The 12,730-nt window shown below is 67.2% G+C and carries 12 protein-coding genes; 5 read left to right on the top strand and 7 right to left on the bottom strand.

Going from position 1 to position 12,730, the window contains the following annotated elements; translation table 11 throughout:
- Nucleotides 1-6: 6 nt before the first annotated feature.
- Together DMB80_RS01130 and DMB80_RS01125 are read right to left on the bottom strand one after the other, a co-directional pair.
- A complete protein-coding gene (locus tag DMB80_RS01130; protein WP_111508183.1) occupies nt 7-1,128 on the bottom strand; it encodes an NAD(P)H-dependent flavin oxidoreductase in 1,122 nt (373 codons plus the stop codon).
- A gap of 1 nt (nt 1,129) precedes the next feature.
- Entirely contained in the window at nt 1,130-2,779 is a 1,650-nt protein-coding gene (locus DMB80_RS01125) for an acyl-CoA synthetase (RefSeq protein ID WP_111508182.1), read from the bottom strand.
- Nucleotides 2,780-2,849: 70 nt separating this feature from the next.
- On the opposite strand from DMB80_RS01125, the gene DMB80_RS01120 reads away from it, so the two are divergent.
- A complete protein-coding gene (locus DMB80_RS01120; RefSeq protein ID WP_111508181.1) occupies nt 2,850-3,659 on the top strand; it encodes a crotonase/enoyl-CoA hydratase family protein in 810 nt (269 codons plus the stop codon).
- An 81-nt stretch (nt 3,660-3,740) separates the two neighbouring features.
- Here the strand turns inward: DMB80_RS01120 and DMB80_RS01115 are convergent, their stop codons facing one another.
- The 3 genes from DMB80_RS01115 to DMB80_RS01105 are packed head-to-tail and all read right to left on the bottom strand — an operon-like array spanning nt 3,741 to nt 6,740.
- Nucleotides 3,741-4,943, bottom strand: coding sequence for a cytochrome P450 (locus DMB80_RS01115; protein ID WP_240430961.1), 1,203 nt, complete (start codon nt 4,941-4,943; stop codon nt 3,741-3,743).
- A 5-nt stretch (nt 4,944-4,948) separates the two neighbouring features.
- On the bottom strand, nt 4,949-5,665 hold the full coding sequence (locus DMB80_RS01110; RefSeq protein ID WP_111508179.1) for an acetoacetate decarboxylase family protein: 717 nt from the start codon (nt 5,663-5,665) through the stop codon (nt 4,949-4,951).
- 43 nt (nt 5,666-5,708) lie between these two features.
- Nucleotides 5,709-6,740 (bottom strand): LLM class F420-dependent oxidoreductase, encoded by a 1,032-nt coding sequence (locus DMB80_RS01105; RefSeq protein WP_111508178.1) that lies wholly within the window; start codon nt 6,738-6,740, stop codon nt 5,709-5,711.
- Nucleotides 6,741-6,798: 58 nt separating this feature from the next.
- On the opposite strand from DMB80_RS01105, the gene DMB80_RS01100 reads away from it, so the two are divergent.
- Genes DMB80_RS01100 through DMB80_RS01085 form a run of 4 tightly spaced genes read left to right on the top strand, consistent with a single transcriptional unit; the run spans nt 6,799 to nt 10,927 of the window.
- A complete protein-coding gene (locus DMB80_RS01100) occupies nt 6,799-7,791 on the top strand; it encodes a Zn-ribbon domain-containing OB-fold protein (protein ID WP_205538442.1) in 993 nt (330 codons plus the stop codon).
- 12 nt (nt 7,792-7,803) lie between these two features.
- Nucleotides 7,804-8,856 (top strand): thiolase domain-containing protein, encoded by a 1,053-nt coding sequence (locus DMB80_RS01095; RefSeq protein ID WP_048421800.1) that lies wholly within the window; start codon nt 7,804-7,806, stop codon nt 8,854-8,856.
- Nucleotides 8,857-8,858: 2 nt separating this feature from the next.
- A complete protein-coding gene (locus DMB80_RS01090) occupies nt 8,859-10,046 on the top strand; it encodes a thiolase domain-containing protein (RefSeq protein WP_111508176.1) in 1,188 nt (395 codons plus the stop codon).
- Nucleotides 10,046-10,927 (top strand): TIGR03619 family F420-dependent LLM class oxidoreductase, encoded by an 882-nt coding sequence (locus tag DMB80_RS01085; protein ID WP_111508175.1) that lies wholly within the window; start codon nt 10,046-10,048, stop codon nt 10,925-10,927. Before DMB80_RS01090 ends, DMB80_RS01085 begins: the two co-directional genes overlap by 1 nt.
- Here the strand turns inward: DMB80_RS01085 and DMB80_RS01080 are convergent.
- Both DMB80_RS01080 and DMB80_RS01075 read right to left on the bottom strand, forming a co-directional pair.
- Nucleotides 10,924-11,499: a TetR/AcrR family transcriptional regulator gene (locus DMB80_RS01080; RefSeq protein ID WP_111508174.1), complete on the bottom strand. Its 576-nt coding sequence runs from the start codon at nt 11,497-11,499 to the stop codon at nt 10,924-10,926. The two genes, DMB80_RS01085 and DMB80_RS01080, sit on opposite strands and share 4 nt — an antisense overlap.
- Before the next feature lie 9 nt (nt 11,500-11,508).
- Nucleotides 11,509-12,714, bottom strand: a complete 1,206-nt coding sequence (locus tag DMB80_RS01075; RefSeq protein WP_240430949.1) for an MFS transporter — start codon at nt 12,712-12,714, stop codon at nt 11,509-11,511.
- Nucleotides 12,715-12,730 lie beyond the last annotated feature (16 nt).

Below are 12,730 nucleotides of genomic sequence, written 5' to 3'. Positions count from 1 at the left end.
GCCCCCTCAGGCCCCGCGGATTCCGTCCAGCCGTTTCGTCGCCTCGTCGAAGCCGCTGACCAGTTCGGCGATGATGTCGGCGACGGGCCGGATCTCGTTCATCCGACCGACGATCTGCCCGACGGGCATCGCGACCGCGGTGGGATCGCTCGATTCGCTCATCCGCTGATGGGCCTCACTGACGAGGATGTTCTGCAGCGGCATCGGCAGTGGCTGGGGCGCGCCGTCGGCGTCCCAGGCGTCGGTCCAGCGGCTCTTGAGCAACCGCGCCGGCTTGCCCGTGTAGATGCGGCGGCGCACCGTGTCGGCCGACGTCGCGCTCAGCATCGCTTCCTGGATCACGGAGCGGCCGGAGTCCAGGCGCACCCCGAGGTCGTACTCCGCCGAGGTGAGGAACGCCGAGCCCATCCAGACCCCTTGTGCGCCAAGGGCCAGAGCAGCGGCAACCTGCCGACCGGTGCCGATGCCGCCGGCCGCGAGCACCGGCGTCTTACCGTCGAGGGCATCGACGATCTCCGGCCACAGCACCATCGAGCCGATCTCACCGGTGTGCCCCCCGGCCTCGTGGCCCTGGGCGACGACGATGTCGACACCGTTCTCGGCATGCCGCAGTGCGTGTTTGGCCGAGCCCGCGAGCGCTGCGATCGGCACGCCGGCCTCGTGCACCTGGTCGATGACGTCCTTGGGCGGTGAACCCAGCGCGTTGGCGATCAGTTTGATCGGATGCTTGAGGGCGACCTCGACGTGGCTGCGCGCCACCGAATGCAGCCATCCGAGAACGCCTTCGGAGCGTTCCTCGTCGGCCGGCAGTGGGGGCACCCCGAGGTCGGCGAGCGTCTTGTCGACGAACTCGCGGTGCTCGGCGGGGATGAGCTTGTTGATGTCGACCGACGTGCCCTCGGTCGGCACTTTGGCCGGCATCACGATGTCGACGCCGTAGGGCTTGCCATCGGTGTTGGCATCCATCCACTGCAGGACGTTCTCGAGGTCGTCGGCGTCGTTGAACCGCACGCAGCCGAGCACGCCCAGTCCGCCTGCCTTGGTCACGGCCGCGGCGACCTTCTCGGACGGGGTGAAGACGAAAATCGGATATTCGATGCCGAAGCGATCGCACAGTTCAGTTCTCATACTATTTCACCGCCGCATGCTTGGAGTGGACCTCATCGGCAGGCCGCTCTTCGGTCACGTCCTTGGCCCATCGGTAGTCGGGTTTGCCTGCAGGGGAACGCTTCACCTCGTCGACCAGCCACAGGCTGCGCGGCACCTTGTAGCCGGCGATCTCGCTGCGCACGAAGGCGTCGAGCTCGGCCAGCGTCGGCCGGCTGCCCTCGCGGGCATGCACGACGGCAGCGACGTGCTGCCCGAAGCGGGGGTCGGGCACACCGACGACGAGCGCGTCGAACACGTCGGGGTGGCCCTTGAGAGCAGCCTCCACCTCTTCGGGGTAGATCTTCTCGCCGCCCGAGTTGATCGATACCGAGCCGCGGCCCAGCATCGTCACGGTGCCGTCGGCCTCCACCTCGGCATAGTCACCCGGAATCGCATATCGCACACCGTGATAGGTGCGGAACGTCTCGGCCGTCTTCTTCTCGTCCTTGAAGTAGCCGACCGGGATGTGGCCGCACTTGGCGATGATGCCGCGCTTACCCGAACCCGGCTCGATCTCGTTGCCATCGTCGTCGAGCACCTTGGTGTTCTTGTCGATGGTCACGCGCGGGCCGCCGGTGTGCGACTGTCCCTTGGCGACCACACTGGTGCCGCCGAAGCCGGTCTCCGACGAGCCGATCGAATCGGTGATGATCCGGTTGGGCAGCAGCTCGAGGAACTTCTCCTTCAGGCTGGTCGAGAACAGGGCGGCGGTGCTGGCGAGCAGGAACAGGCTCGACAGGTCGTACTCGTTCCCGGCATCCTGGTGGGCGAGCAGCGCATCGAGCAGTGGTCGAGCCATCGCGTCACCGGTGAAGAACAGCAGGTTGACCTTGTGCTCATGGATCATCCGCCACACCGCGTCAGCGTCGAACTCCGGTGCCAGCACCACGGTTTGACCAGAGAACAAGGACATCCACGTCGCCGACTGGGTCGCGCCGTGGATCATCGGCGGGATGGGCAGCCGGATCATGGGCGGGTTCGCCGCCGCCGCCTTGGCGAGGTCGTACTCGTCGGCGATGGGCTCACCCGTCGCGAAGTCGGTGCCGCCGAACAGGACTCGATAGATGTCCTCATGGCGCCACATCACGCCCTTCGGGAACCCGGTCGTGCCACCGGTGTAGAGCAGGTAGATGTCGTCCTCGCTACGCGGACCGAAGTCCCGCTCGGGCGAGCCCTGCGCCAGGGCCTCGTAGAACTCCACCCCGCCGTACCGCTGGAAGTCGTCGTCGGTGCCGTCTTCGACGACGAGGATGGTCTTCACATTCGGCGTCTCGGGCAGCACGTTGGCCACCCGGTCGGCGTAGCGGCGCTCGTGCACCAGCGCGACCATGTCGGAGTTGTCGAACAGGTACTTCAGCTCGCCCTCGACGTAGCGGAAGTTGACGTTCACCAGGATCGCCCCGGCCTTGACGATGCCGAGCATCGCGATCACGATCTCGATGCGGTTGCGGCAGTACAGCCCGACCTTGTCGTCCTTCTTGACGCCCTGGTCGAGCAGGTAGTGCGCGAGCCGGTTCGCTTTCTCCTCGAGCTCGGCATAGGTCAGCGTCTCGTCACCCGAGATGAGGGCGACGCGGTCAGGCACGGCGTCGATGGCGTGCTCGGCGAGATCGGCTATGTTGAGGGCCACAGCTCTAAACTAGAACGTGTTACATTTCCAGACAAGTCTGTGGCAACGACGCTGGAAGGCGGCCTGATCTGTGAGTGACGCGCAGAATTCCGAGAAGCAGCCCGACTGCCTAGTTGAGCAGCGCGGACACACCCTGATCGTCACGATGAACCGGCCCGAGGCCCGCAATGCCCTCTCCGGCGAGATGATGGCGATCATGGTCGAGGCGTGGGATCGCGTCGACAGCGACCCGGAGATCCGCACCTGCATCCTGACCGGCGCGGGCGGCTACTTCTGCGCCGGTATGGACCTCAAGGGTGCTTCGAAGAAGCCGCCGGGCGACTCGTTCAAGGACGGCAGCTACGACCCCTCGACGATCCCGGCGCTGCTGAAGGGCCGCCGGCTGACGAAGCCGCTGATCGCCGCCGTCGAAGGTCCGGCGATCGCGGGCGGCACCGAGATCCTGCAGGGCACCGACATCCGCGTCGCCGGGGAGAGCGCCAAGTTCGGTATCTCCGAGGCGAAGTGGAGCCTGTACCCGATGGGTGGCTCGGCCGTGCGCCTGGTGCGGCAGATCCCGTACACGATCGCGTGCGATCTGCTGGTGACCGGCCGTCACATCACCGCGGCCGAAGCCCTGTCCTACGGACTGATCGGTCACGTGGTGCCCGACGGCAGCGCGCTGGACAAGGCACTCGAGCTCGCCGAGGTGATCAACAACAACGGGCCGCTGGCAGTGCAGGCGATTCTCAAGACCATCCGCGAGACCGAGGGCATGCACGAAGAAGAGGCCTTCAAGCCCGACACCGCCAACGGCATCCCGGTCTTCTTGAGCGAAGACTCCAAGGAAGGCCCGCGGGCGTTCAAGGAGAAGCGCGCTCCCGTCTGGAAGATGAAGTAACCCAGCCGCGAGTGTGCGGTGTCATCCCCAACACGCGGCGGCGGGCGTACCAGGACGCACAGTCGCCGCGGCGCGACAGGGCTAGTCGACCACCTTCGCCGACGGCGTGAACACCACGGGCATCGACTCCAGCCCGCTGACGAAGTTGGCGGGCCGTAGCGGCAGCATGCCCTCGTCGGCGAGTCGCAGATCGGGCAGCCGCGTGAGCACCTTGCTCATCATGATCTTGAGCTCGAGGCGCGCCAGCTGATTGCCCAGGCAGAAGTGTGTGCCGAAGCCGAAGGCCAGGTGGCTGTTCGGATTTCGATCGATCCGGAAGGTGTGCGGATCGTCGAACACGGACTCGTCGAAGTTGGCCGACTCGAACATCAGCATGATCTTCTCGCCGGCGCTCAACGCCGTTCCGTGGAACTCGGTGTCCGCGGTCAGCGTCCGGCACATGTTCTTCACCGGCGACGTCCAGCGCAGCGTCTCCTCGATGGCACCGGGCAGCAGTTCCAGATCGGCACAGAGCCGCTGCCACTGATCCTGGTGCCGCAGCAGCTGTTCGGTGCCCCCAGAGAGCGTGTGTCGCGTGGTCTCGTCCCCACCGATGAGGATCAGCAGCGTCTCGAAGACGATCTCGTCGTCGCTCATCCGCTGGCCCTCGACCTCGGCGTTGACCAACACCGAGAACAGGTCGTCGGTCGGGTTGGCTCGGCGGTCGGCGATCGTCTCCATCGTGAACGCGGTGTATGCGGCGAACGTCTCCATCAGCTTCTGGATCGTCTGCTCGTCGACTGTGGACGAGAGCCCGCACACGAGGTCGTCGGACCATTCGAGGAGCTTGTCGCGCTCGGACGGCAGCACCCCCAGCATGTCGCCGATGACGGCCATCGGCAGCGGCGCGGCGATGTCACGGACGAAGTCGGCCTCGCCACGCTCGCACACCGCGTCGATCAGCGAGTCGCACAGCCGCTCGATCGAGGGCACCTTGTCCATCACCCGCTTGCGGGTGAAGCCTGAGTTGACCAGCTTCCGGCGCAGGATGTGGGCCGGGTCGTCCATGTCGATCATGTACGGCATGCCGGGCTGGTCGGGGCGGATTCCGCCTGTGCTGGAGAACAATTCGGGGTTGCGCTCGGCGTCCAGCACGGCCTGGTAGGTCGTCGCCGCGGCCAGCCCGTTGCGATCGCGGAACACCGGCTGGTTCGCGCGCATCCACGCATAAGCGTCGCGCGCACCACGTCCGTCGGCGTAGAAGTTGCCGTCGGCGAGGTCGACATCGGGCTTGGCGGGGGCAATAGCAGTCACGCGATCTCCTTGGCGTCGGCGAAAGTCATGTCCACGTTGGCAGCCGAACTGGACACGAGGGCGCGTTTCGGCAATCCCAGCGCGGCGAGTTCGGCGGCATAGGGATGGGTGCCCAAGCGCACGCTGACACCTCCTGGTCGATACCGCACCCCCGTCATCCGCATCTCCCCCGGCGTCTCGCGGATCACGCCGTCGGCGTAGGAGTACGTGGAATGCACCTGGGGGCGAGCGGTGAACCGGTCCGGCATCGGCAGTCCCGGCGCGAAGTCCATCGAGACGACGTGTGCGCCGTCAATGGTGACATCGAATCCGTATCGCCGGCCCTCGCGAATGGTGAAGTCCGCCATCACCTTTGGATAGCCCCAGATCGTGCGACCGGCCTCCAGCGTGAACGACTGGTCGACGGGGAGATGATGGACGAACGCGCCGGCCGACTGCAGCGCAGCCAGCCCGCTCGCGTTCGATCCCGGCGGGTTCACCATCACGTTGGTGCCGTACTCCCAGTACTGCCCGAGATCGGTGTCCTCGTAGCGCATCAACATCAGCACGACCATCGCGCGGTTGCCCAGGAAGCGGCACACCCGCAGCCCGCTGTAGTCGATCATCCGCTGCGCGGCATCGGCGTCGACGACGAACATGGCTGTGTGTTGATGCGCGGTGCGCACGCGCACCGGCATGTTCAGCACGGTGCCCTGGACGGTGTGTTGAGTCACACCGCCAATCTAGAACGTGTTCTAGACAGTCAGCAAGATCTGTCTACACCAGCGCGGCGAGATCCCGGATCTGGTCGGTCGATCGGGCGCCGACCACCATCATCGTCACCCCGGCGGCCTCCCAGGCCTTGATCTGCTGCTGCACGTAGGCCAGATCACCGACGATCGCGGAGTCGTCGACCAACTCGTCCGGGATGATCTTCGCCGCTTCGTCTTTGCGGTCACTGCGGAACAGCTTCGTGACGTCGTCGACGACTTCGGCGTAGCCCATCCGGCGGTACACGTCGGCGTGGAAGTTGGTGTCCTCGGCACCCATGCCGCCCATGTAGAGCGCCAGGTGCGGCTTCATCAACTCCATGATCGCGGGCCGTTCGTCGGTGACGACGACCTGCGCGGTCGCGCAGATCTCGAAGGTCTCCCGGGTGCGGCGGGCACCGGGTCGCGCGAAACCCTCGTCGAGCCACTCGTTGTACATCGAGGCGATGCGCGGCGAATAGAAGATCGGCAGCCAGCCGTCGCAGATCTCGGCGGCCAGTGCGACGTTCTTGGGTCCCTCGGCGCCGAGCATGACGGGGATGTCCGCGCGCAGCGGGTGAGTGATCGGTTTCAGGTTCTTGCCCAGGCCGGTGGTGCCTTCACCGGTCAGCGGTAGCGGATAGTGCGGGCCGTCGCTGTGCACCGGGGCCTCGCGTGCCCAGACCTGGCGCAGGATGTCGACGTACTCGCGGGTGCGGGCCAACGGCTTGGGGAACTTCGCGCCGTACCAGCCCTCGACGACCTGCGGTCCGGAAACGCCGAGCCCCAGGATGTGCCTGCCGCCCGAGAGGTGATCGAGGGTCAGCGCGGCCATCGCGCACGCGGTCGGGGTGCGGGCGGACAGCTGGATCACTGACGTGCCGAGCCGCAACCGGCTCGTTTCGCGGCCCCACCACGCCAGCGGTGTGTAGGCGTCCGAGCCCCACGCCTCGGCGGTGAACACCGTGTCGAAGCCCGCGTCCTCGGCGGCCGCGACGAGTTCGGCGTGGTTCTCCGGCGGCTGCGCGCCCCAGTATCCGAGCTGCAATCCCAACTTCATGCGGTCGCCTCCAGACCCCTTCTTGAAACCATTCTTAGAACCTGTTCTACTCGATGCCGTGACCACCAGCCAAAGCAGTCCGGTGCAGATCGATCCCCATGAGCCGCCGCTCTCAGCGCCGCTGAGGCTCTCATTCGACTACACCCGTTCAGTGGGACCACTCCTCGGTGAGTTCTTCACCGCTCTGCGCGAGCGACGCGTTGTCGGGGTGCGTGGCTCCGACGGGCGAGTCCACGTTCCGCCCGCTGAGTATGACCCCGTGACCTCCGAGGCTCTGACCGAGGTCGTCGCTGTGTCCAGCGTGGGCACGGTGCTGACCTGGACGTGGCAGTCCCACCCGCTGGAGGGCCAACCACTCGACCGGCCGTTCGCCTGGGCGCTGATCCGCCTCGACGGTGCCGACACCCCCCTGCTGCACGCCGTGGCCGCCGACGGACCTGACGCGGTCAGCACCGGCGCCCGCGTCCACGTGCACTGGGCCGACGAAACCGTCGGCGCGATCACCGATATCGCGTACTTCGACCTGGGTGAGGAGGCGGAGGAGACGCCGGAGCCGGCTGAGGGCCTCGATCCGGTGACGATGGTGATCTCGCCGGCATCCATCGAAATCCAGCACACCGCATCGTTTCCCGAGAGCACGTTCCTGCGCGCGCTGGAGAAGGGCACGCTGCTCGGCGCGCGCTCAGGCGATGACGGCAAGGTGTACTTCCCGCCGAAGGAAGCCAATCCGGCCACCGGTCGGCCGCTCGACCAGTTCGTCGAAGTATCCGACACAGGCACCGTCACGACCTTCGCGATCATCAACATCCCGTTCGCCGGCCAGCGCATCAAGCCTCCCTACGTCGCGGCCTACGTGCTGCTCGACGGAGCCGACATCCCGGTACTGCACCTGGTGTCGGACATCGACGCAGACAAGGTGCGGATGGGCATGCGCGTCGAGGCGGTGTGGAAGCCGCAAGATCAGTGGGGCCTCGGCATCGACAACATCGAGTACTTCCGACCGACCGGCGAACCCGACGCCGAGTACGACTCCTACAAGCATCACCTCTAAGGGGCATATTCCATGACTGACGTAGCAGTGGTCGGGTTCGCGCACGCCCCGCACGTGCGCCGCACCGACGGCACCACCAACGGTGTCGAGATGCTGATGCCGTGCTTCGCCGAAATCTACGACGAGCTCGGCATCACCAAGTCCGACATCGGCTTCTGGTGCTCTGGTTCGTCGGATTATCTTGCCGGCCGCGCCTTCTCGTTCATCTCGGCTATCGATTCGATCGGCGCCGTGCCACCGATCAACGAATCCCACGTCGAGATGGACGCGGCCTGGGCGCTGTACGAGGCCTACATCAAGATCCTCACCGGCGAGGTCGAGACGGCGTTGGTGTACGGCTTCGGCAAGTCCAGCGCGGGCACCCTGCGCCGGGTGTTGGCACTGCAGACCGACCCGTACACGGTGGCACCGCTGTGGCCGGACTCGGTCAGCATCGCCGGCCTGCAGGCCCGCCTGGGGCTCGACTCGGGCGCATGGACCGCTGAGCAGATGGCCGAGGTCGCACTCGAGGCACAAGCGGCGGGCCGGGTGGATCGGCTGCAGTCCGGAAGCAGCGTCGAAGAGTTGCTCTCCCAGCCCTACTTCGCAGAACCTCTGCGCCGCCACGACATCGCGCCGATCACCGACGGCGCGTCGGCGATCGTGCTGGCGGCCGGCGATCGGGCTCGTGAGCTGCGCGAGCGACCCGCCTGGATCACCGGCATCGAGCATCGCATCGAGACACCCGTGCTCGGCGCCCGCGATCTGACCACCTCGCCGTCCACGGCGGCGTCTGCGCAGGCGGCCACCGGCGGGGACACGTCCTCGATCGAGATCGCAGAAATCTACGCGCCGTTCAGCCATCAGCACCTGATCCTCACAGAGGCGATCGGACTCGGTGATTCGACGACGATCAACCCGAGCGGCGGCACGTTGGCCGCCAACCCGATGTTCTCCGCGGGCCTGGAGCGCATCGGTGAGGCCGCGCGCCACATCTTCTCGGGTGAGGCATCCCGCGTACTGGCACATGCGACGAGTGGGCCTGCGCTGCAACAGAATCTGGTCGCTGTCCTGGAAGGGAAGTAGTCATGGCGAAAAAGCTGGCAGCAGTTCTGGGCACTGGTCAGACCAAGTACGTCGCCAAGCGCACCGACGTGTCGATGAACGGCCTCGTGCGCGAGGCCATCGACCGTGCGTTGGCGGATGCGGGCGTCGCGTTCGCCGACATCGACGCGGTCGTGGTGGGCAAGGCGCCCGACTTCTTCGAGGGCGTCATGATGCCCGAACTGTTCATGGTCGACGCGACCGGCGCGACGAACAAGCCGCTGATCCGCGTACACACGGCCGGTTCGGTGGGCGGGTCGACCGCGATCGTGGCCGCGAGCCTCGTGCAGTCGGGTAAGTACCGCCGGGTGTTGACGATGGCGTGGGAGAAGCAGTCGGAATCGAATGCCATGTGGGCGTTGAGCATCCCGGTGCCGTTCACCAAACCTGTCGGCGCCGGAGCGGGCGGATACTTCGCGCCGCACGTGCGCGCCTACATCCGTCGTTCCGGTGCACCCACGCACATCGGCGCGATGGTCGCGGTCAAAGACCGGCTCAACGCCGTCAAGAACCCGTTGGCCCATCTGCACCAGCCCGACATCACGCTGGAGAAGGTGATGTCCTCCCCGATGCTGTGGGATCCGATCCGTTACGACGAGACATGCCCGTCGTCGGACGGGGCGGCCGCGATGGTGATCGGCGACGAGGCGAGCGCAGATGCCCGTGTCGCCGAGGGACATCCGGTCGCATGGGTGCACGCCACTGCGCTGCGCACCGAGCCGCTGGCGTATGCCGGGCGCGACCAGGTGAACCCGCAGGCCAGCCGTGACGCTGCTGCGGCGTTGTGGAAGTCCGCCGGGATCAGCAGCCCGATCGACGAGATCGACGTGGCCGAGGTGTACGTGCCGTTCTCCTGGTATGAGCCGATGTGGCTGGAGAGCCTCGGCTTCGCCGCCGAGGGTGAGGGCTGGAAGTTGACCGAAGCCGGGGAGACCGCCATCGGTGGGCGCATTCCGTTCAACCCCTCCGGCGGCGTGCTGTCGTCGAATCCGATCGGCGCATCCGGCATGATCCGCTTCGCCGAGTCCGCCATCCAGGTGATGGGCAAAGGCGCCGACCACCAGGTCCCCGGCGCCCGCAAAGCTCTCGGTCACGCGTATGGCGGTGGGGCACAGTACTACTCGATGTGGGTGGTCTCCAGTGACAAACCCGGCGACAAGCCGGCCTCATGATGAAGTACACGTGCAGCGTGGCGATGGGCCCCATCGACCAGCTGCTCGAGATCGCCCGCACCGCAGAAGAGGTCGGCTTCGACGCGATCGCGCTGCCGGATTCGCTGTTCTACATGGAGAAGCAGTCGGCGGACTACCCGTACACCCCCGACGGTTCGCGGATGTGGGACGAGAACACCCCGTGGGTGGATCCGCTGATCGCGGCCGGCTCGATGGGTGCGGTCACCTCCACGCTGCGGTTCTACACCAACGTGATGAAGTTGGGTTCGCGCAATCCACAGCTACTGGCCCGGCAGGTGGGGTCGGTGGCGAACCTGACCGGCAACCGGTTCGGCTTCGGCGTCGGAATCGGCTGGGCGCCAGAGGAGTTCGAGTGGTGTGGCGTGCCCTACGCCAAACGCGGCAAACGAGTCGACGAGATGATCGAGGTGATCAAGCTGGTGCTCGGCGGCGGCATGGTCGAGTTCCACGGCGACTTCTACGACTTCGACCGGCTCCAGATGAGCCCCGCACCCAGTGAGCCGGTGCCGTTCTACGTCGGCGGCCACACCGACGTCGCGCTCAAACGCGCGGCACGCGTCGGGGACGGCTGGACCAGCGCGATGATGACCGGCGCGGAGCTCGGCGAGACGATCGGCAAGATCGAGGCGCTGCGGGCCGAATACGACCGCGCCGACGGACCGTTCGAGTACCAGGCCGTCTGCATCGATAAGTTCGGTGTCGACGGGCACCGGGAACTGGCCGAAGTCGGGGTGACCGACAACATCGTGATCCCGTGGGTGTTCGACGGGTTGAGCTTCGATGCGCCGATCGAGCAGAAGAAGGATTCGCTGAAGCGCTTCGCCGACACCTACATCCATTCGGGGTGGCAGGACCGCTAGGAGCACCCCGCCCACACCGCGTCGACCAGCGCACGGACGCCGCGCTCGGACAGCGGCGGCATGCCGAAGACGAGCCGGTAGTACGGCGGTGACACCAACGCGTCGACCACCACCTCGATCTCGGTGTCCCCGGGAAGCTCTCCGTCCGCGACGGCGTCGGTCAGCGCGTCCACGACGGCGCCACGACGCGGTTCGATCCATCGGGTCAGCAGAGCGGTCTGGATCGCCGGATCACCGGCGGCGGCGGCGATCACGTTGCGCAGCAGGGCACCGACGCCGGGATCGGCCAGGATCGCGTTGAGGGCACTGACGTGATGGACAAGGGCCTCGACCGTGCTGCTTCCGGGCGGCCGCACGATCGACTCCCGCACCGATTCCAGGAGGCCCTCCAACACGATCGCCGCGGCCGACGGCCACCACTTGTAGATCGTGGTGCGGCTGACCTCCGCGCGGCGGGCGATGGCGTCGATGGTCGCAGCCCCCGGGCCGCCCTCGGTGGCCAACTCGGTCGCCGCGCTGAGAATGGCGCCGCGTGCGGCCTCACTGCGCGGACGTCCGCGGCGGGTGACCATGGACCAACCTTAGGACCGTCGGATACCCACCATGACGACGACGAGGCAGACCACGGCGAGCAGCGCACCCACGGCGAACATCGCAGGGTAGGTCACGCCCGCCCCGGCCAGCAGTGACAACGCGGCGGGAACTCCGAAGCCCAGGTAGCTCAGGCTGTAGAAGACCGCCGTCAGGCCGGCCAGATCGTCGGGGCCCGCGAGCCGTTGGATCTCCGTCAGACCCGCGAGCAGCGCCATGCCGTATCCGGCGCCCAGGACGGCTGCCGCGATCAGCGCTGCCGTCACGGTCAGGACAGCGGCAGCCCATGCCGCGCAGCCCATCCCCGCCAGCAACAGCACCATCGCCGTCGCCACCCCGCGCGGGCCGTCGGCGCCGAGTGACCGACCCGCCTGCTGAACGCCGAAACCGACGCCGAGCGTCACGACGCACAGCAGGGCAGAGAACGCGATGGGCGCGTGCGCCACCCGCTCGGTCAGCAGAGCGGGTAGGACCGCATACGCCGAACCGGCCGCCCCGAAGACCCATGGCGCGACGGGGACCACGACGAACAGGAAGCGTCGCCGGGCTGCCGCCGGGATGGCCAGGTCGGCCCGCCACGAGTTCGCGCTGTCGTGGCGTCCGCGCGTCTCAGGCGCGACCGTCAGCACCGCCGCCGCGGCCAGCGCCAGGGCGGCGTTGCAGGCGTAGGAGAGCATCGTCGGCGCGGGACCCCACTGCGCGAGCACTCCCGCCGCGGCCGCTCCCAGGCCGAACCCGGCGGTCAGGCTCATCGCCGCGCGGCGTGCGCCGGAGGTGCCGTCGCCATAGGGGGGTGCAGACAGTTCCTTGAGCCAGCTGCCGCCCACCGCCATGGCCAAGCCGAGCGCCAGCCCGCTGAACACGCGTCCGACGGCGAGTACCGCGGCCGAGTCGGCGCCGACCGCCAGGATCAACGACCCCGCCGCGGCGAGCAGCGGGGCGGGGATCATCAGCGGGCGGCGGCCGAAACGATCGGACAGCGGCCCCCCGACCAGCAGCGCCGGCACGATGCCGAGCACGTAGGCGAACAGCAGCAGGTCGACCGTCAGCCCCGAGAAGCCCTCCCCGGCGCGGTACATGACCAGCAGCGGGGTGAACTCGTTGCCGCCCCAGGCGATCGCGAATGTCGCGGCAGCGACGGCCAGCCACCGGCGCGTTCCCACGAGTGGTTCGACTGGGCGAGCAATAGTGGACACAGTGTGCACTATATCG

Origin of the sequence: Mycobacterium kyogaense (assembly GCF_003254575.1) — a bacterium.
Classification (GTDB): domain Bacteria; phylum Actinomycetota; class Actinomycetes; order Mycobacteriales; family Mycobacteriaceae; genus Mycobacterium; species Mycobacterium kyogaense.
Note: the sequence above shows the minus strand (reverse complement) of the source record. Positions and strands in the feature narration are given on the sequence as shown.